Origin of the sequence: Rhizobium sp. SJZ105 (assembly GCF_007828365.1) — a bacterium.
Classification (GTDB): Bacteria; Pseudomonadota; Alphaproteobacteria; order Rhizobiales; family Rhizobiaceae; genus Agrobacterium; species Agrobacterium tumefaciens.
Genome location: NZ_VIUP01000013.1, coordinates 1 through 19,131, shown reverse-complemented (window position 1 = coordinate 19,131; position 19,131 = coordinate 1). Strand labels below are relative to the sequence as shown.

Annotated in this window: 15 protein-coding genes and 3 pseudogenes; 8 read left to right on the top strand and 10 right to left on the bottom strand. The window is 58.7% G+C overall.

All coding sequences use genetic code 11. The features are described from left to right. Positions 1–287: 287 nt before the first annotated feature. Genes FB593_RS24025 through FB593_RS24015 form a run of 3 tightly spaced genes read left to right on the top strand, consistent with a single transcriptional unit; the run spans position 288 to position 3,462 of the window. The gene (locus tag FB593_RS24025) at positions 288–1,526 is read left to right on the top strand and encodes a tyrosine-type recombinase/integrase (protein WP_145167104.1); all 1,239 of its coding nucleotides are present in this window, start codon (positions 288–290) and stop codon (positions 1,524–1,526) included. Beyond that, the gene (locus FB593_RS24020; protein WP_145167103.1) at positions 1,523–2,470 is read left to right on the top strand and encodes a tyrosine-type recombinase/integrase; all 948 of its coding nucleotides are present in this window, start codon (positions 1,523–1,525) and stop codon (positions 2,468–2,470) included. The genes FB593_RS24025 and FB593_RS24020 overlap by 4 nt, the downstream gene beginning before the upstream one ends. After that, positions 2,467–3,462, top strand: coding sequence for a tyrosine-type recombinase/integrase (locus tag FB593_RS24015; protein WP_145167102.1), 996 nt, complete (start codon positions 2,467–2,469; stop codon positions 3,460–3,462). Before FB593_RS24020 ends, FB593_RS24015 begins: the two co-directional genes overlap by 4 nt. 80 nt (positions 3,463–3,542) lie before the next feature. Here FB593_RS24015 and FB593_RS24010 read toward each other — a convergent pair. The 6 genes and pseudogenes from FB593_RS24010 to FB593_RS23985 form a co-directional block, all read right to left on the bottom strand. Continuing rightward, a pseudogene (locus FB593_RS24010) lies at positions 3,543–4,172 on the bottom strand (ArdC family protein); the annotation flags it as partial. 432 nt (positions 4,173–4,604) lie between these two features. After that, positions 4,605–5,204, bottom strand: a complete 600-nt coding sequence (locus tag FB593_RS24005) for a hypothetical protein (RefSeq protein WP_076846236.1) — start codon at positions 5,202–5,204, stop codon at positions 4,605–4,607. 505 nt (positions 5,205–5,709) lie between these two features. Further along, positions 5,710–6,108 carry a DUF1419 domain-containing protein gene (locus FB593_RS24000; RefSeq protein WP_145167101.1) on the bottom strand — a complete coding sequence of 133 codons (399 nt, stop codon included), beginning with the start codon at positions 6,106–6,108 and terminating at the stop codon, positions 5,710–5,712. 90 nt (positions 6,109–6,198) lie between these two features. After that, entirely contained in the window at positions 6,199–9,456 is a 3,258-nt protein-coding gene (locus FB593_RS23995; protein WP_145167100.1) for an error-prone DNA polymerase, read from the bottom strand. Continuing rightward, complete coding sequence (locus tag FB593_RS23990; RefSeq protein ID WP_186447964.1) at positions 9,453–10,964, bottom strand: Y-family DNA polymerase; 1,512 nt, start codon at positions 10,962–10,964, stop codon at positions 9,453–9,455. The genes FB593_RS23995 and FB593_RS23990 overlap by 4 nt, the downstream gene beginning before the upstream one ends. Then, the gene (locus FB593_RS23985; protein ID WP_145167099.1) at positions 10,885–11,637 is read right to left on the bottom strand and encodes an ImuA family protein; all 753 of its coding nucleotides are present in this window, start codon (positions 11,635–11,637) and stop codon (positions 10,885–10,887) included. The genes FB593_RS23990 and FB593_RS23985 overlap by 80 nt, the downstream gene beginning before the upstream one ends. A 282-nt stretch (positions 11,638–11,919) precedes the next feature. Between FB593_RS23985 and ligD the strand changes: the two genes are divergently transcribed. Continuing rightward, positions 11,920–12,972, top strand: a complete 1,053-nt coding sequence (ligD, locus tag FB593_RS23980) for a non-homologous end-joining DNA ligase (protein ID WP_145167098.1) — start codon at positions 11,920–11,922, stop codon at positions 12,970–12,972. Between the two features lie 58 nt (positions 12,973–13,030). Continuing rightward, a complete protein-coding gene (locus FB593_RS23975) occupies positions 13,031–13,795 on the top strand; it encodes an SOS response-associated peptidase family protein (RefSeq protein ID WP_145167140.1) in 765 nt (254 codons plus the stop codon). 127 nt (positions 13,796–13,922) lie between these two features. Here FB593_RS23975 and FB593_RS23970 read toward each other — a convergent pair whose 3' ends face one another. The 3 genes and pseudogenes from FB593_RS23970 to FB593_RS23960 all read right to left on the bottom strand — a co-directional run bounded on the left by FB593_RS23970 (position 13,923) and on the right by FB593_RS23960 (position 17,237). Continuing rightward, complete coding sequence (locus tag FB593_RS23970; protein ID WP_065687550.1) at positions 13,923–14,510, bottom strand: DUF1349 domain-containing protein; 588 nt, start codon at positions 14,508–14,510, stop codon at positions 13,923–13,925. A 340-nt stretch (positions 14,511–14,850) separates the two neighbouring features. Then, a pseudogene (locus FB593_RS28095) lies at positions 14,851–14,970 on the bottom strand (hypothetical protein); the annotation flags it as partial. A 317-nt stretch (positions 14,971–15,287) separates the two neighbouring features. After that, positions 15,288–17,237: a methyl-accepting chemotaxis protein gene (locus FB593_RS23960; RefSeq protein WP_145167096.1), complete on the bottom strand. Its 1,950-nt coding sequence runs from the start codon at positions 17,235–17,237 to the stop codon at positions 15,288–15,290. Here FB593_RS23960 and FB593_RS27725 point away from each other — a divergent pair. Then, positions 17,231–17,494 carry a hypothetical protein gene (locus FB593_RS27725; RefSeq protein WP_236776499.1) on the top strand — a complete coding sequence of 88 codons (264 nt, stop codon included), beginning with the start codon at positions 17,231–17,233 and terminating at the stop codon, positions 17,492–17,494. The two genes, FB593_RS23960 and FB593_RS27725, sit on opposite strands and share 7 nt — an antisense overlap. A gap of 178 nt (positions 17,495–17,672) precedes the next feature. Here FB593_RS27725 and FB593_RS23950 read toward each other — a convergent pair whose 3' ends face one another. Beyond that, positions 17,673–17,939 carry a hypothetical protein gene (locus tag FB593_RS23950; RefSeq protein ID WP_080802594.1) on the bottom strand — a complete coding sequence of 89 codons (267 nt, stop codon included), beginning with the start codon at positions 17,937–17,939 and terminating at the stop codon, positions 17,673–17,675. Between the two features lie 148 nt (positions 17,940–18,087). Here FB593_RS23950 and FB593_RS23945 point away from each other — a divergent pair, with 148 nt between their 5' ends. Together FB593_RS23945 and FB593_RS27925 are read left to right on the top strand one after the other, a co-directional pair. After that, positions 18,088–18,699 (top strand): TetR/AcrR family transcriptional regulator, encoded by a 612-nt coding sequence (locus FB593_RS23945; RefSeq protein WP_145167095.1) that lies wholly within the window; start codon positions 18,088–18,090, stop codon positions 18,697–18,699. Positions 18,700–18,767: 68 nt separating this feature from the next. Next, positions 18,768–19,013, top strand: a pseudogene (locus FB593_RS27925) (IS6 family transposase); the annotation flags it as partial. Positions 19,014–19,131: the final 118 nt, after the last annotated feature.

Here is a 19,131-nt window from a genome sequence, read left to right as displayed (position 1 = left end):
ATTGGGACCTCTATGAGCAAATGACTCTGAATTCGCAAACCCAACTGTTGTTTGAGCCGCCAGCAAACTAAAAGCTTTATCGAATCTTATGTCAAGAACGGCTGTGCTTCCGATTATGGGCAGAACGTGCATATCGCACATGTCGCTAAATATGGATCTCTGCGCCAACCGCTACGCCCGGGGTTCCGGCTAAAGGACAACAGCCACATCCTCGATTCACCGCCATACATCTTGCACGGCATGTGAATTGATCGCCGTCTTTCCTTGTTCGAAACAAGGAGAATACCATGACGATCAGTCGCTATCGCTACTTCTACGCCTGTGCCTTCTCGCTGTTCGAGGACCATCTCGTGGCCTTTGTCGATGAGATGGTCGCGCTCGATCATGCAGAAAGCACGATCACCCTGTACCTGAGCTGCATCAACGATGTTGCGAAAGCAATGCACGGGGCCGGGATGGCTGCATCTGACCTCGATCAAAGGCGAGCCTCCGAACTCATCGCAGCCATGGGGTGGATCGAATCCCGAGCGTCCTACGCGAAGTTCATGATGAAGCGATTTGGGCGCTTTCTTGCGGAGCGTGGCGTGACGAGGCAACGTCCGGCGCTGTCGCCCAGAGAAGCGGCGCGGCTGGAACTACGGATAGCCTATGAAGACTATTTGCGCCGTCAGCGGGGATTGAGTGAACGCACGATCACCGATAGCTGGCGGTTTGCGGGGCAGTTCCTTGACTTCCGCTTCCCTGAAGAGACCGATGATCTTGGGAGTATATCCGCCTCCGACATCGCCCGGTTCCTGCATATGCGCGTCGTCCAAAGGGCACCGCGAGACAAAACCGTGCCGTCACACCTGCGAAACTTCTTCCGCTATTTGTTCAAGGCTGGGAAGACGTCTGCAAACCTGGCGAAGGCCGTGCCGCGTGTGGCGCAGCGGTTCGGAACTCGGCTTCCACGTCATCTCTCGCTGGAACAGGTTGAGATGATCCTGGCCGCGGTGCGCGACACGGCACCATCCACCCTACGCAACTACGCGATGGTTCTGTTGATGGCGCGCCTTGCTCTGCGTCCTCAAGAGGTAGTCGCCATACAGATCGATGACATCGACTGGCGCTCAGGTGAAATCCTCATTCGTGGGAAGGGCGACAGACACGACAGGTTGCCGCTATTGCCCGAGGTCGGAAAGGCGCTTGCGGACTACATCAAGCTCGAGCGCGTTACGACGTCGCGATCTCTGTTTGTCATAGACCGAGCACCGCACCGTCCGTTCAAAGATGCGCAAGTTCTAAATCAGATCCTGCGCAAGGCTTACGAACACACAGGGTTAAAGCCACCAGCACCCTATGTCGGGGCCCAGATCCTGCGCCACAGTCTGGCGACCAATCTGGTTCAGAATGGCGCTTCTCTGGAGGAAATCAGCGACACGCTGCGCCATCGCTCCCGTGCGACCACGATGATTTACGCAAGGCTTGATGTCGAGGGTCTGCGTACCATTGCTCAGCCGTGGCCGACTACAGGAGGTGCAGCATGAGCACGCTGTCTCAAGAACTGGATCGCTATCTAGCCGTCCGCCGTGGCCTCGGGTTCGAACTTCGCACGGATGAGCGGATACTGAGGCGCTTCATCGAACATGCTGAGAAGATGGGCACGGAATATGTGAGCGCCGAGGTCTTTATCGGATGGCGTGAGTCTTTCGGCGTTGCCAGCCAGCAGACGTGGTCACGACGGCTCGGTATCGTCCGGATATTTGCGCAGTGGCTCCACAGCATCGATCCTCAGCACCAGGTCCCTTCAAGTGACCTCATCCCTAGCCGTCATCGGCGAAGCAGGCCCTACATCTACAAGCCGGAAGAAATCCGCGCCATCATAGAAGCGGCAGCAGCATTGCCATCGACCAACGGAATCCGGCCGCTGACATATGCGGTCTTGTTCGGCCTGATCGCGGTCACCGGGCTCAGGATCAGCGAAGCGATCTCGCTCGACAGCGGCGATGTCGATCTTGAGAATGGCGTTCTCACACTGCGGAAGGGTAAGCTCGGCAAGGCCAGGCTCATCCCGGTGTCGAGGTGTACCGCACTTCAGCTTGCGGCTTACGCGAAGGAGCGGGATCGGCTGCTTGAACGTCGCTCCCGGCCATTCTTCGTCGCGGACCATGGTGAACGGGTCGGTGACTGCGGTGTTCGATACAACTTCGCCCTCGTTTGCCAAACTCTTGGTCTGCGGGCGAGGCAGAGATTCCATAAGCACGGACGTGGTCCACGAATCCATGATCTGCGCCACACCTTTGCCGTCCGCACCATGCTGATCTGGTATCGATCCGGCATGGACGTCACTCGCGAGATGATCAAGCTGACGACATATCTCGGGCATGTCAGCCCCGAGCATACTTACTGGTATATCGAGGCTGTGCCGGAACTTTTGGCCCTCGCCTCCGCCCGCGCTGAGCGCGCTCTGGCGCTGGAGGGAAGCTTATGAGCCGATCATTGCTTCCCTCGCTCGTACAGCAGTTCTTCACCGACCGGCTGTGCACCCAGATGAATGCAAGTCCGAACACGATCGCCGGCTATCGCGACACCTTCCGCTTATTGCTGCGCTATGCGAGTGAAAAGATCGGCAAATCACCGACAAAGTTGTCGATTGACGATCTCGGCATCGAACTGGTTGCCGACTTCCTTTGCGACATTGAGACCCGGCGCGGCAACAGCGCTCGCAGCCGAAATACCAGACTTGCCGGCATCCGCTCATTCTTCCGCTTCGTGGCGATGAGCGAACCGCAATACATGCTGCATTGCCAGAAGATACTGGCCATGCCGAGCAAACGTCATGTCCGGCGAACTGTCGAGTTCCTCGATCGTGAAGAAATCGATGCTCTGCTGGCAGCCCCAGATCGGTCGACCGGAATTGGGCGCCGTGACCACGCAATCCTGCTGATCGCGTTGCAGGGAGGCTTGCGAGCCTCGGAGATCACCGGCCTCCGGTGCTGCGATGTCGTGGTCGGCACAGGGGCTCACATCCGGTGCGAGGGCAAAGGTCGCAAGCAACGGACAACACCGCTGCGGCGGGAAACCGTCAAGGTTTTGGAATCCTGGCTGAAGGAACGGAGGGGCGGTCAAGATGATCCGCTCTTCCCAAGCAATCGTGGGACACGGCTCAGTCGGGACGCGCTGGAAGACATCGTCCATCGGCACGTGCTCACCGCATCGAAATCGTGCCCGTCGCTTGTTGGTAAACGGGTCAGTCCGCATGTCCTGCGTCACAGCACCGCGATGGAGCTTTTGCACCACGGGATCGACCAGACGGTTATCGCGCTGTGGCTTGGGCATGAAAATGTTGAGACCACGCAGGTCTACGTTCATGCGGATCTGCGGCTCAAGGAAAAGGCCCTTTCCCGATTAACGGCTCCCGCCGATAATCCAGGAAGATATCGACCGGACGACAAGTTGCTCGCCTTCCTTGAATCCCTCTAATTATGCCGGGACCCGTGAGCCGGAGGCAACGGCTTCCGGCTCATCCGGAGAGTTGTCGGCATAATCCGGATGTCGGCATTATGGGTCGCCTCATGGCTGAGGACTGCCGCATACCCGGCGGCATCGCGGAAGGCTTCGAACGGTGGCATCTGGATATAGTCCATGGCCGGAGAATAGTATGCCTGTTTGCCGCCGTGCCGAATGACTGCGCCGGTATTGCGGAAGAACTCGTCGGCGTGACCGATCCGCTCGATCGGGCTCAGGAGCGGTTCGGGTACACCATGATAGTGGTCAGGCAGGCCGTCGATCTGCGCCACGTTGAACACCGTGTACGATTTAAGGAACGGAATATCGCGCTCCACCTCGCCGCCATTGCTGTTGGTCTCCGACTTGGTGAAGCGGCTTGCATAGATGACCGTCGTTCCGGTCGCGCCCTTGCGAACAGCTCCATCCAGCTGCAAGGCCTGTTTGAACGTCATCCATGTCGGCGAGACATAGCCCCTCGCTGTGCTCTCCGACCACAACAGCAGCACGTTGAGACCGCTATAGGCTTCGCCGTTGTGGCGCAGCGGCCGGGTGATCCGTCCGGTCGTGTTTGCGGCCGACCAGGGCTTCATCCACGGACGGACGCCTTTTTCCAGATCCGCAACGATCCTGTCGGTGATCCGCGCATAGAGATCGGCGCGCTCGCCCTGCCCTTTTCTTTTCATATCCTTGAACCTCCGTTTTCGGAGGTCGCGACCATCGCGACCCCGTCACGTCGGTCAAAAGCCGGGGAGATCAGGGATGAGCGCACGCGGAACGCGCCGTAACAACGTGAAGGAGGGCGAAGCCCTTGCGCGAGACCCTCGGCCCGGCAGACCGAAGGCGGGACGGGGTCGCAATGGACAGATTCCCGATCTTCATCCGCAGCCAATGCGAGGGCTTCGCCAGCAGGACCACTTTCTGCCGCACGGTAGCCGATGGAATCTTAGCAACGGCGCGGTTGAGGTTGGGACCTTCTGTCGACGCATTGAAGTCGCGTCCCGTCGTTGATCCGAAGGCGGTGGCCGGCACAGGCCCTCGTTACTTCGAGCTGACGAGAACAGGACACCTTCGTCGACGTGAACAAAGGCGGGGCCGGAGCCACGCCGTGATGGATGTTATTCGAAGGCTGACAGCTGGACTGCTGCCGCCTTGCGGTCGAGCGTCTGGCCGGGATTTTCGACCGGCCGGTCGAAGGGCTTCCATGTTTCGCCCACCACCTGCTCATAGGCTGCGACAGCGCCGACGGCCGCCATTCTGAGCGCATGTGCCTGGATGCCCATGTCGGCTGCGAATTCGCGCTTGCGCTGGGCGGCGCTCTCATAGCCGACCGGACCGTCGAGATCCTCGTCGCGGGCATCCGCAGCGCTCTTGGCGGTGGCGTTCCGCGCCTCGGTGACGGCGCGGGAGTAGAACTGGCCGGCGCCATGGGCCGATCCGACATAGGCCCCGACGATGCGCTGCAGATGGATCTGCATCGCCCGGTCGCCAAGGCCATCGGAAAGTGCGGTGGCGGTTTCGACGATCAGGCGCTCGTGCATGCCACGGATGCCATCGCTGTCGACAATGGCGATCCCGAAGCTTTCGGCGATCCGAAGCGCCTGTGTTTCATCGGGGCATGAAAGGCGGACCATTTCGAGGGTGGCGCCTCTGCGCAGCGGCACGACGCGGGCGGATTGGCGGATTGATTGACGGGATTGGGTTGCTGACTTTGCCATGGTGGTCTCCTTTGCTTCGCCGAAGTGTCGGCCCCCTGGCCGTTCCGTCCTTCGGTGCGGTCGAAAGGAACAGGCGCTATCCGGGCGGATCAGGGCTCGGGCAGGCCAGATCGAGCGAAGCAGTCAGGCGGTCAAGCAGGGGTGACAAGCCCTTGCGAAGCCCGCGTGCCTGCTTTGTCGAGAGCGGCATGACCGGCCGCCCCGCGGCGCGACAGCGGCCTTGAACCGAACGGGCGCCGGTTCAGACGCCACGAAACCGAAGGACGGAACGGCCAGAGGCAAACCTCGGATGCCGAAGCTGAGAGGAAACCACGCTAGACCTGCGCCAGGCCGCGCCGATCCAACGTCCAAGCCGCAGCTTGCCCAGTCATCACAACCGCCGACGTCACTATCGGCTCGTGGTCCCGTTTGGCCTGAGCCACCCGGCAGATGTGCACGGGCACGCAATGATGCGATTGCATCCTCCTGTCGCGCGAGCGTTCACGAAAGTCCATCGACGGAGGAATTATGCCGCATAACCGAGACAATCGTCCGCAATGCGCGACCAAATATGTTCCAGCTTCTCGTCGTGCGTCATCACAAGGGAGGGCCTGGATTCGCGTTCGATGACAGCGCTTTGCATGCGTTCGGGCGAGCTCTTGTCGGCCAGGTCGCAATAACCGCGGAAGTGCCAGAGGCACCCGTCGACCGGCAGAGAGAAGAGGATGCTGGTGACCAAACCGTTCGGGAATTCGCGCATGGCGAATATCCCGGCCTTGATCGAGAGCGGCGGCAGTATCTCAAACGTGTAGTCGTGGGATGCGTCGGCGATCTCGAACCATTCGCCGCTGTAGAGCGCGCTGTCGTCCCACTCCCATACATGCTCAGCCTCGTTCGGTAATGATCGCGCTGATGTGGCACCCATGGCTGCACGCCAACTCTACTGTTTTCCAAAAAAATGCTGCGGGGGCCCTCGAGGGACGCCAAGCGGCGCGGCTCCCGGGATAGCGAAAAATCACTGAAAATTCCGACTTTTTATCTTCAGCGTATCGATATGGAGATCGGGTGTGAACATGTCCCGCGGGACAACAGGCTTTTGTCGATCACGCGAATCCGGCCAGCCGCCGCCGTGGGCAAACTCGTCGCCCCGCCCCGCCGGCAGCCTGAACCCGGTATCCCGATCAGCCAGACCGACAAGGTCCGCTGACAGGTCGAAGAGTTGCTGCGCGACAAGATGCACGACCTCCCCTTCCCGCTGAATCCGCCCATTGATTGCCATCATCGAGGATCCGAGCACCACGCTCCTGCGCTTCTCGAACAGTGACGGCCAGACGACGATGTTGGCAGGGCCTGTTTCGTCCTCGATGGTGATGAACATGACACCCTTGGCCGACCCGGGCTTCTGGCGCACCAGCACCAGACCTGCAGTATAAACCCATCGCCCATCCCGAGCATTCATCGCCTCCGCACAAGGGATGATGTTGCGTGCCGACAGGTCCCTGCGCAGGAACGCAACCGGATGCTGCCGTAGCGTCAAGCCCGTATGGCTGTAATCTTCGATGACGTTGTGCCCATCCGTCATCTGCCGAAGGGCGACCTCCGGCTCCTGCTGCTCAGCAATTGCCGCCATCTCCCGCTCAGTCGCGGCGGCAAACAACGGCAATGGCTCATCACGCAGCGCCTTGATGGCCCAAAGCGCGTCGCGCCTCTCGAGTTTGAGCGATGGCAGAAAGGCATCGGCCTCTGCCAGCTGGACAAGGGCCTCCGTCGGCACGCTGGACCGGCGCCACATGTCATCGACGGATAAGAAAGGACTATTCATTCGTGCCGTCACGATCCGCGCTGCGTCAGCGACAGCCAGTCCCTTTACCTGCCGAAACCCAAGCCGGACAGCATGCCGATCAATGCTGCCGATCTTTTCCAGAGTGCAGTCCCAGCGCGAGCGGTTGACGCACACAGGTCGCACCTCGACGCCATGCTTGATCGCATCGCCGACGATCTGGGCGGGCGCATAAAAGCCCATCGGCTGACTGTTCAAAAGCGCCGCGCAAAAGACATCCGGATAATGGCATTTGATGTAGTTCGATGCATAGGCGATCAGCGCAAAAGATGCCGCGTGACTTTCCGGAAAACCGTAGCTGCCGAAACCTTCGAGCTGGGAAAAGGTCTTTTCGGCGAACTCCGCCGAATAACCGTTCTTGACCATGCCGGAGACGAGTTTTTCCTTGAAGCGGGAGACCCCGCCGGTGAACTTGAAGGTGGCCATCGACTTGCGCAGCTGGTCGGCCTCGCCACCGGTAAAACCGGCGCAGACCATGGCGACGCGCATGGCGCTCTCCTGAAACAGCGGCACGCCCAGCGTCTTGCCGAGCACGGCCTCAAGCTCGGGTGTGGGATACTCTACCGGCTCCTTGCCTTCGCGGCGGCGAAGATAGGGATGCACCATGTCGCCCTGGATAGGACCGGGCCGGACGATCGCCACCTGCACGACGAGATCATAGAAGGTGCGTGGTTTCAGGCGCGGCAACATCGCCATCTGCGCGCGGCTTTCGATCTGGAAGGTCCCGAGCGTATCGGCTTTTCGGATCATTGCGTAGGTGGCTGCGTCTTCCTGCTGGATCGTAGACAGATCGAGATCCTCGCCCTTATCCTCACGGATGAGATGAAACGCCTTTGCCATGCAGGTGAGCATGCCGAGTGCGAGCACATCCACCTTCATGAACTTCAGCGCCTCGACATCGTCCTTGTCCCACTCGATGATCTGGCGGTCCTTCATCGTTGCCGGCTCGATCGGCACGAGATCGTCCAGCCGGTCATGGGTGAGGACAAATCCTCCTGGATGCTGGCCAAGGTGGCGTGGCGCACCCATCAGCTGCTGCGCCAGTTTCAGGGTGAGCGCTAAGCGCCGGTCGTCGGGGTTGAGATTGAGCTCGCGGATGTTTCGGTCGGGCACTTCCTCCGACCAGGACCACATGCCTGATGACAGCGCCTTGATCACGTCTTCCGGCAGGCCGAGCGCCTTGCCGACATCGCGGATCGCTCCCTTGGCACGATACCGCGTAACGGTGGCGCAGAGGGCTGCCTTGTCATGTCGGTAGGTCTTGTAGATCCATTGGATGACCTCCTCGCGCCGTTCATGCTCGAAGTCGACATCGATATCCGGTGGCTCGTCGCGTTCCTGGCTGACGAAACGCTCGAACAGGAGGTCATTGGTCGAGGGGTCGATCGATGTGATGCCGAGAATATAGCAGACAGCGCTGTTGGCCGCCGATCCCCTGCCCTGACAGAGAATGCCCTGGCTTCTGGCGAAGCGCACGATCGAAAACACGGTGAGGAAATACGGCGCGTATTTCATGGTGCGGATGAGATCGAGCTCGTGCCGAACGGTCTTTAAAACATCCGGTGGCAGGCCTTCCGGATAACGGTCAGGCGCGCATTCCCAGACATAATGCTCCAGCGAGGCCTGCGCATCCTTGCCCGGCACAATGGCTTCCTCCGGGTACTGGTAGGTCAGTTCCTCAAGCGAGAACTTGCAACGACGCACGATCTCCATGCTTCGTGCCAGGGCCTCCGGATAGCGCGGAAATAGGCGAGCCATTTCTTCCGGAGGCTTCAGATATCGGTCGGCATGACGCTCGCGCTCGAAGCCGACATCGTCGATCGTGGTATTGTGCCTGATGCAGGTGACGATGTCCTGCAACTGCCGCCGACCCGGCTCATGAAACAGCACGTCATTGGTGACGACGGTTTTGACCCTGAACCGTGCCGCCACGTTGGAAATCTCATGGAGCCGCATCTGGTCGTTGGGTCGCCGGCGCAGGCACAGCGATACATAGGCGCGATCACCAAAAACGTGCGCCAACTTGCGAAGCTGTGCTGCGCATGTGGCGTCCGGCAAATCCGGCACCAGAATCCCGATCATGCCTTGCGAGTAAGCCATGACATCGTCCCAGTGCAAAATGCAGTTGTTCTTGCCGCCGCGCGACTTGCCAAGCGTGATCAGCCGGGTCAGGCGCGAATATGCCGGACGATCCATCGGATAGACCAGCAACGACATACCGTCGGCGAGGTCGAGGCGACAGCCAACGACGAGGCGGAGACCTGTCGCGCGGGATGCTTCAAGGGCGCGGACGATGCCTGCGAGCGAATTGCGATCGACGACGCCGATCGCACTGATCCCAAGGAGTTTTGCAGTATCAAACAACTCCTGCGCCGACGAGGCACCACGCAGAAACGAAAAATGTGTCGTGACCTGGAGCTCGGCATAGCTCATGCGAATATCCCGTGGCAGAACCAGCGGTGTGACCCGGTTTCCGGATCAATACCGTCGCCGGAGCGGAACACCCACAAGCGCTCGCCTGCTTCATCCTCGATGACGAAATAGTCGCGCACGGCGTCCATTTCGGCATCTCGCTGCCACCATTCCCCAAAAATGCGTTCCGGGCCGTCGGCACATTTGACCTTGCGGCGTTTGCCACGCCAGACGATGGAGACTGGGGGCCGGTCCGGCATCAGCGCGATCGCCTCGATCAACTCAGGTCTCGGCAAGAGACGAACGGGGCGGCGCCAATGGCTGACCCAGGCAACGGCGATCGGTTCGGCGACGGGGCTGATGCGCTGGACAGAGCGTTCCGGCACATCGGAGGCGACCGGTGCGACGCGATAGACCCTCTGCCCCCGGTTTCCATAGAGGTCGATCAGCGGCGTGACATCAGTGACCTCATCCTCGACCAGAGAAGAGGCTTTCTGAGCCTCCTCGAGAGGCTCGGCTATCACGGCGAGCAGGATCAGCTTTTCGATCCCGAAGCCCGGCTCGATCTTTTCCGTCCGGTCCCGAAACAGTTTTGTCAGCCAGGCGACATCGCGGGCGGGCCTGGCGGTTCCGGCGCGGATGGCCTGTCTCGTACCATCGACCTTCTCGACGATCAGGTCGGCACGGCGAACGCCAAGCCCGCGCTTCTGGAGTTCGTCAACGAGTTGGACAACCAGACGGCCAACATATTTATTGATTGTTTCCGCAGCCCCGATCGGTTCGGCGAAGGCCTTGGAGACTTCAACCAGCTCTGCGGTCCGGATCGGTTCGATCGGCTCGGCGACACGACAGAGCATCTGGTCGAGACGGCGGCCGACCTCCGGACCGAAGCGCAATGTCAGCGGGGCCCGCGGGGTGTTGGCAAGCTCGCCGATTGTCTGGAAACCGAGAATGCGCAGATCAGAGACGATCTTTGACGGCAGGCGCAGAAGCGAAATCGGCAGTTTTTCGACGGCACGGGCCGTCTCGCCCGGAGGAACGACAATCGTTTCGCGATTGATTGCGCGGGCGCAAGCATGGGCAGCACCCCAGCTGTCGGCAACCGCCACGCGCGCCGTCAGTTTTCGGGCAAGAAACTGGTTGGCGATCTTCGTCACCATCGGCAGTTCACCACCCTGCAGATGATCGGCGCCTTCCGTATCCATGACGATACCATCAATCCCGTCGACGGCGACGATCGGCGAATAGATCGTCAGCGCCCAGAGCGTGATGCGCTCCAGCGCGGCTTGATCGGCTTGCGAATCTGCGTCAACCAGCATCAGGCCGCGAAACAGCGACTGCGCCTTTGCCGCCGCCATGCCGGCATGCACGCCCGCCTTTCTGGCAGCCGGATCGGCAGCAGACACCCATCGCTTCGAACCGCTTCTCGCGATCACGGCGATTGGCTGTTCAGGCGGAATAGACGGATCGGCCCGACGAATGCGATCCGTCGGCAGATCCGGAAGATAGATCGAGACGACCCTTGTCATCGCACGCCCTCACGAGAAACTCAGCACACTCACCCGCTTTCACGCGCATCAATTCCAGAAACCATTGAGGTCTGCCCACCCCGGGTACCGGCAACTCCTCTGACGGCATCACGCTGACACGCCACCGCGTGGTCGAGGCCGTCGGCTGCCCAAAGTCATTGGCCTCCGTCTGTCGCCGCCATCGGCGGACCGCGAGCGCCATGGTCCCGGTTCGCTCGGCTGCAAGCTGCAGGCGGCGGGAACTGACCATAGGCAGGCGAACAAGTTCACCGACGACGGCACCAAGTCCGCCGAAGGAAAGGCCCTCCTCCATATTGGCCAGCACATCCTCTTCCTTGTCGGATTCAACAAAGTTGACGCGGTCGGGATGCAGACCCACATGGGCAAGAGCTGGGAAAAAAAGATCCGGCCGCGTCAGACACCAGATGACGGGGCCTTTTGTTCTTGCGGCAATGCCGGCAACACAAAGGGCGGCCGCTGCACCATCGACAGTACCGGAGCCACCGCCTGCAAACTCGTGCAGCGCGCCATAGGCGAGGCCCCCGCCAGGCAAGGCCGCATCGATCTCGGAAACGCCAAAAGAAAGTGTTCCGGCCCGCTTCGCGGATACCCCTTCCATCGACGCGATGCGGTCTCGCAAGTCGCAAATCACCCTCTGGCGGGCAGCAGTCATCGTTCACGGCTCCCTTCAAGGTCGTGTTCAAAGGATCGACATTATGTCGTACGGGCTATATGTTCATTGTTTGTTCTCGTAATGCAAAAGAGTCAAGCACCACATGGTTGAGGAATATTATCCCAGTATTAGCAAAGTCGAAGATTCGAATAGGATTCAAGGAGGTAAGGGGAAACAGAAATTTTTGCAGCCCTTGCGTCCGTCGGGTTTAAAACGGTGGATAGCGGGGATAGATGAACGGCGTCACAATCTTCTTAAGGTTTTCGTGCTGAACTCGTTTGCATGACGAAGCCACCGAGATCAAAGCCGCTCCTTCGTGATACCGAAGCTCCGCTACGGTCAAAGCCGCGTCGGAAGCGCAATCCCGCACAGCCACAGCTGCTGTTTGATCCGATGCCCGATCGCGTCGAGCCGGCGCTCGCCCAATTGAAGGCGCACCCTCCACAAGGCGACCAATGGAGCTGGGAGCTGAAATGGGATGGTTATCGCCTGGCTATCCATATCGAGCCGACAGGGGTCCGCATCCTCACGCGTGGTGGCCATGACTGGACGCACCGGTTTCCGGCGATCGAGCAGGCTGCCCGGGCGCTTGGCCCGGCAACGATGATCATTGATGGCGAGGCGGTTGTGCTTGACGATGAAGGGCGGCCGGATTTCGGGCTGCTGCAGAAATCGTTGGGTGCGTCTGGAAAGACGGCTGGCAACCGAGCTTCGGACGCCATCCTCTACGCGTTCGATCTTATTTATCTCGACGGCCATGACCTGCGCAACGTGGAGTACCGTTCGCGCCGGCATCTTCTCGAGGATACGCTGAAGGGGCACGACGGCGCGATCCGCCTTTCGGAAACCATTGACGCCAATCCCGCGATCCTGCTGGAACACGTTGGCAGCCTTGGTCTCGAAGGCATTGTCGGCAAGCAATTGGATCAACCCTATCGCTCCGGCCGGACCGGCGACTGGGTCAAGATCAAGTGCGTTAAGAGCGAAGCCTTCATGGTTGTTGGCTACGAGCCATCGACGACATCGCCCGGCGGCTTCGGCTCTCTGGTGCTTGCTGCCTATCGCGGTGCCGAGCTCATTCATGTCGGGAATGTTGGCACGGGCTTCAGGGACGCCGAGATGACCAGGCTGCGCAAGATGCTCGACAAGCTGCGCTGGAAACGGAAGCAGTTACCTGCATCCTATGCCGATCACGCAGACATTGTCTGGGTCGAGCCGACCCTCATTGCGGAGATCGAGTTCCGGGCGTGGACGGCGGACGGCAAGCTACGCCATGCCTCCTACAAAGGCTTGCGGGAACGGCAAGACAATGCCGACGTTTACAAGCTCGACTAGCGACGCAGGCGGAACTCACCACACAACTGCATTCGGTCGCAACGGAGGAATTGCTGCCATGTGCAATCTATATCGGATGGAAGACAAGGACTGGGTCTCCAAATGGGCTCAGGACGCCGAAAGCCTGATTAACCTGATGCCAGCCTATCAGATGAACCCCGACCAAATGGGGCCGATCGTCCGCAACACGGCGGAAGGCAAGAAGCAGCTTGTGCATGCGCGATGGGGATTACCTTCCCCTCGCTTCGCCTTGGAGAAAGCGGCCAAAGCCAAGGCCGAGAAGCTCGCGGCCAAGGGCAAGCCATTTGATCTCGAGGAGCTGATCCGCATGGAGGCCGACCGCGGCACGACAAACGTGCGTAAGCTCAATTTCCCGCACTGGACGCGATGGTTCGACGTCGAACACAGATGCCTTGTCCCAGTCACCAGCTTCGCCGAACCGGATCCGGCGAGCAGAGAGGAAGGCGGCAATGTGCCCAATGCCTGGTTTGCCCGCGATGACGAGAAATCTTTGATGTTTTTTGCCGGCATCCATGTGCCGCAATGGCAAAGCGTCCGAAAGGTTCGGGACGGGCTCACGACCGACGATCTCTATGGTTTTCTGACCACAGACCCCAACGATCTCGTTAAACCGATCCATGAGAAAGCCATGCCGGTTCTGTTGCTGACGAAAGAGGACACGGACATCTGGATGCGGGCGCCGTGGGACGAGGCAAAACATCTTGTCCGCCCGCTTCAGGACGATGCGTTGATTATTTCGTCGCGAGAACCGTACGGGTCCACCGTCGTGTCGAAATCGGGCGAACCGGTTGACCAAGACTGATTTGTGTAGTGTCTGACCAGGCGGCACTGGCGCCGAGAGGCCGTGGCTGCTCGTATCCCTTTACTGGCACCTGTTACAAGGACGATAGATCGAGACGGCATTTGTGAAGAACTCTCTTAAATAGCTGCTAGCTGGACAGGTCGTGGAGATCGGTAGTGATCGCCGCACCGACTGAAAACTCCGAAAACCGGACATCCAGTCCGCCACGCTCAGGCGTACATGCAGTCAAACCAACGAAATAATGGGAAACTTTAGGAAACGGAGCAAGCCGCAGCAACGGCCAAATGCTCCCATTGGAGGATGCCTGAATACGCATCGTGCCTTCCTTCAATGTGATCCGGATATAGAAATCTTCAAGCTCCTTGAAGGGCTGGGACACTGACCAGTCGGATTTTCCATCGGTGATGACTGTGCTGAGAAACCGTTCGCCATCTGTAAACTCAACGCCTGACTTCACCCATCGATTTTCATCAATGCGCACCATAAGACCGGCCTGATCGTAGAGAGACCGGAATTCGCCTTGGACGCGGACACTCGCTGTGAAACCATCCACGACCATTACACCTAGGAAATGGCCACTGTCGCGCGTGAAGCCGTAATGTGTTTCACGCCAGAAGTCAGTGTTTGCTTCGGTGGTTAAAGAGAGACCCGTCTCGGTGGCTTCCCACACTACAGGTTTATTCAGCCACTCAGCTTCTTTGAGATTAACGTCCACGGCACTGTCTCCGGAATTGCCCTTACATCACTGCTGGTGGGGCTATTGCCCGACTCAACGGATACCCGTGATCATAAACTCGGTAAAGTGAGTGTTGGCCTGCTGCCGGTTTCGTGGACACCAAGTTAAGGTGCTTCCAATGAAACTGGAGTGCATAAATGCAACGAAGGGAGTTCAGCCGCGAGTACAAGCTTGAGGCAGTGAAGTTGGTTAGGGAGCGTGAGGTCACACCCTCACCGAAGCGCTCGGCAAAAATCTTTCGATGGCAGTTGGTAGCACTATAGACAAAGCGCCTGACGGACAGATGCAATGCGATCCGTCGACCCGTACGCGGCAGATCACCGATCACCCGAGGGTAACGGCTATGAACTCGACGGGAAACGGTCCCGCAACGGGGACATATGGAGTCCGTTGACCCGGCGGACGCAGTGACAACGATCGCATCGGTGGCATCATGCATCGATTCAACGTTCAAACTGGCCGGGATCAGGTCGGAAGTCAAAACTGGGCTCGCATGGCGCTGATTCCACTTCGGAAATCACACCAATTGAATCCGAAACATCATCGAGAATGAGTCCGTGCCCAAAAAGATCCCCACGGCCATAGTCGCGACGCGCTGCGTGAAGGATAATGTATTGCGAAGATTGCCAGACATGTTCGTCACCGCCCCTCTGGCATAAACTATGCCACGCAAACGATTTCCGATTGCGTGGCATAGTCCTTGATTGGCGGCGGGGATATCCCCCGCCGATGCTCATGTCGTTGACCGATCGCCGATCAAAACTCCTGCCAGTCGTCCTTTGACGTATCGACAGCAGCGTTACCAGAGAATGCGGATGCAATCTTGCGGCCAAGCGCGCGTACGGGGGATGCTACGTATCTGTCGTTGCCGCCGGCATTGCGAACCGGAGCGGGCTGGCTCTTCTGCTGATAGGCGGTATCGGCGAGCTTGAACTGCGCGAGAAGCTGGTTGAGCGAAGCGACCTCCTTGGCCAGATTGTGGCTGGCAGCGTTGGTCTCTTCCACCATCGCCGCATTTTTCTGCGTGTCCTGGTCCATCTGGTTGACCGCGGTATTGATCTGCTGGAGGCCAGAGGATTGCTCCTGCGCGGATTCCACGATGGAGACGACGTGCCGGTTGATTTCCTGCACTTCCGATACGATCGTCGCCAGTGCCTTGCCGGTGTCGCCCACCAGCTGAACGCCCTGCTGCACCTGATCGTTCGAGGTGGTGATCAGCGCCTTGATTTCCTTGGCCGCATTGGCGGAGCGTTGCGCCAGTTCGCGCACTTCCTGCGCGACAACGGCAAAGCCCTTGCCCGCCTCGCCCGCACGCGCGGCTTCTACGCCAGCATTGAGCGCCAGAAGATTGGTCTGGAAGGCGATTTCGTCGATCACGCCGATGATGTTGCTGATCTCGTTGGCGGATTTGGAGATCTGCTCCATGGCGACCACGGCGCGACGTACCACCTCGCCGGATTGTTCGGCACCTGCCTTGGCGCGGCTGACGATCAGGCCGGCCTCCTGCGCGCGCTTGGTGGAATCCTTCACTGTCGTGGTGATCTCTTCCAGAGCGGCAGCGGTCTCCTCAACGGCTGCTGCCTGCTGTTCGGTACGCTTGGCCAGATCGTCGGCGGCCGATTTGATCTCGTTTGCGCCCGCGCCGATGCCACCGGCATTCTGCGCAACCCGGGTCAATGCCGATTGCAGCTTTTCGGCGGACATGTTGAAGTCGTTACGAACACCGTCGAGTGTCGCCGTGAACGGCTGGCCGATGCGGTAGGACACATCGCCATCCGAAAGCTTCGAAAGACCGGTTGCCAGATTGTCGACGGCAAATTTGACGTCGGCAGCTTCCTTGGCCTTCTGCTGCTCGCGCGCGATGCGTTCCTTTTCCGAAAGGCTGCGATTGGCTTCTGTTTCCTGTTCAAGGCGGATGCGCTCGATCGCACTCTCGCGGAACACCTGAACGGCAACCGCCATCTGGCCGACTTCGTCCTTGCGGTCCATGCCATCGATCTCGGCTGCCGTATCGCCGCCTGCCAGCGACACCATACGCTCCCGCAGGCGGGCGATCGGCGTTGTGATGCCACGCGAGGCCACGAAAAGTGCGAGAATGATGCCGGCTGCAAAGCTGATGCCAACCACAACAAGCGAGGTCAGGATCGTGGAATTCGTCTGGCCACTCAGATCGTCGCTGCCTTTTGCAACACCCTTGGTAAGCTTGTCCAGCAACGAGCCTATTTCGTTTCCGGCCGCGCGAATTTGCCCATCAGCCTTCAGGAGTTCCGCCGCGGACTCCTGATTACGATTAGCGGAGCCAAGCTCGACGGCCTTATCCGTGCTTGTGATGATGCTCTGAGATTGTTTGAGCAGTTTGTCGATTGTGGCCGTCTCTTCCGGGAATATGGCCTTGACGTTGTTCAATCGCGAGATCAGTTCGCCTTTGTCGGTATTATACTCGCCTTTGGCGATGGCGAAATCCGGAATGGAGGTGTCGTATGCCATTACCTGATAAGCACCGTAAGCCACCGCCTGAAGATTGCGGTTGGCACGAGAAAGCTCGACAAGCGCGGCATTGTCGCCGGCAATGAACTCTGAATAGAGCGTGTCCGCGTTTTTGTAACGGGCGGACATATATACTGTTGCACCCAGACCGATGATGCAGAGCGGTAAAATGAGCGACAGAATTTTGGTGCGGATACTGGCATTCTGGAGAAATGACACGGATAACCTCAGGGCATGAATACCGCTCCTTCCCCGTGCCGGAGGTGTTCGGCAAGACTGACATTGCACGTCGCGTAACCTCGATCATCAAGGCTTCGGTAGCCGCATCATCGGCTCTGATCGCAACTGCATCATGCATGCGCCGAAAAACGCCGGCCTGCCCCTTCAAATACGGGCAGGTCACCATTCCGCGGGCGAAACGACAGCCCCGCCAACAGGCGGAAACGCCGGGCCGCATTTCGCAAAACACGGGCTAGAACCGATTGTTCCACGACCGTGCTTCGCTGGTTTTCTTGCGATTAGTTATAGTTAAATACTTTACAATTTCTTCATGCCCAAACGGGCGCAGGAGATACCAATATCTAAAGATCAGCGTGCGATTAGCCATCCCACCGCGGATAAGCCCGACTTGTGAGATGGTGATGCAGGCCACATTCACATATGGGCAGCGCAAGGCTTAAAGAAACCTGCGAACAAGGGCTGCACGGCGGTTACGAGTGTACGCTTCGATGAAGCTGCAGGCCCGCTCGTTTCAAACTGTTCAGCAAATGCTGCGCCATCGCGTGTCGTCAAGGACGTCGCCGCCGAATGCATCAACTCTTTGAAATCGTCCAGACCAACGTCGTCGGCGCGCATGACTGAACGGATCAGTGGATCTGCGAAAATCTCGGCGAGCGTCATCTCGTCTATCGTCTGTCTCATCTCAGTCTCCTTTCGATAATTCCTAAGCTGTGAAAGCGGGCGATTGCTTGACGGGCTCGCGCCAAGGTGTTACCGGTAAGTAACTTTTGTGATAGTTACCGATCGGTAACACGCATGTCAACACCGCTTGAGGGTAAAAATTAAACTCATGAAATCCGAGACATCTGATCGTGCTTCTGAGCAGAAAATCGCACCTCGTGACCGGATTGTGTCAACGGCCTGCCAACTCTTTCGTGAACATGGGATACGCGGCATCGGTGTTGATGCCATTGCCGAAGCCGCCTCAACCAACAAGATGACCTTATACCGACATTTTGGTTCCAAGGACGATCTTGTGTGTGAAGCGCTCAAGCACAGTTCTCGAACGCTCGATAAAGCCTGGGAAGATCTCGAAAAAGAGAACCCGGGCGACCCGAGGGCTCAGCTCGCGGCATGGGTTAAAGCGCGCGCACAATGTCTTTCCAGCGAGCCCTATGGATGCGATTTGGCCAATGCTGCGGTAGAGTTGAAAGAGCAAGCGCACCCTGCACATGCGATAATAGAAACGTTGAAGATGGAACAGCATTCCCGGCTCGCCGATCTTTGTCGTTCGACAGGTGTAAGCGATCCTGAACTTTTGGCTGATACGCTATCCATGCTGTTAGAGGGAGCACGCGTCAGCAAACTTGCCGCCGGCAAAGAAGGTCCGTCGATGCGGTTTACGCGTGCGTGTGAAGCTGCGATGGTCTCGTTTGGTCTAGGTGCACAGGCTTCTGCCTGATCCTGCTGGTGCAAGAAGGAAGTGCTACTGAAGGCAGTGAACGTTAACCGGGCGTCGAATAAGGCTATATGACCAGACTTGCCCGCGATCCTCTTTATCGTCGCCACCGATTTCCACCTGACGTGATTGCCCATACCGTTTAGCTCTATGTCCGGTTTCCGCTCAGTCTGCGAATGGCCGAGGATGTGCTGGCAGCTCGTGGGGTCATCGTCTCTCGTCAGACCGTGAGACTTAGGGCTGAGAAATTCGACAGGCACTTTGCCAATAAAATCCGGAAGCGATCGATCGACAAGCTCGGCGACAAATGGCTGTTGGTTATCGCACGAATATGATCCATTGGGGATGCGGACTAAAACTTGGACCACCAGGAGGTAGTTCATGTATTCCCATGCTGACAGAATTCGCGCGGTCGAGCTGTATATCAAGCTCGGC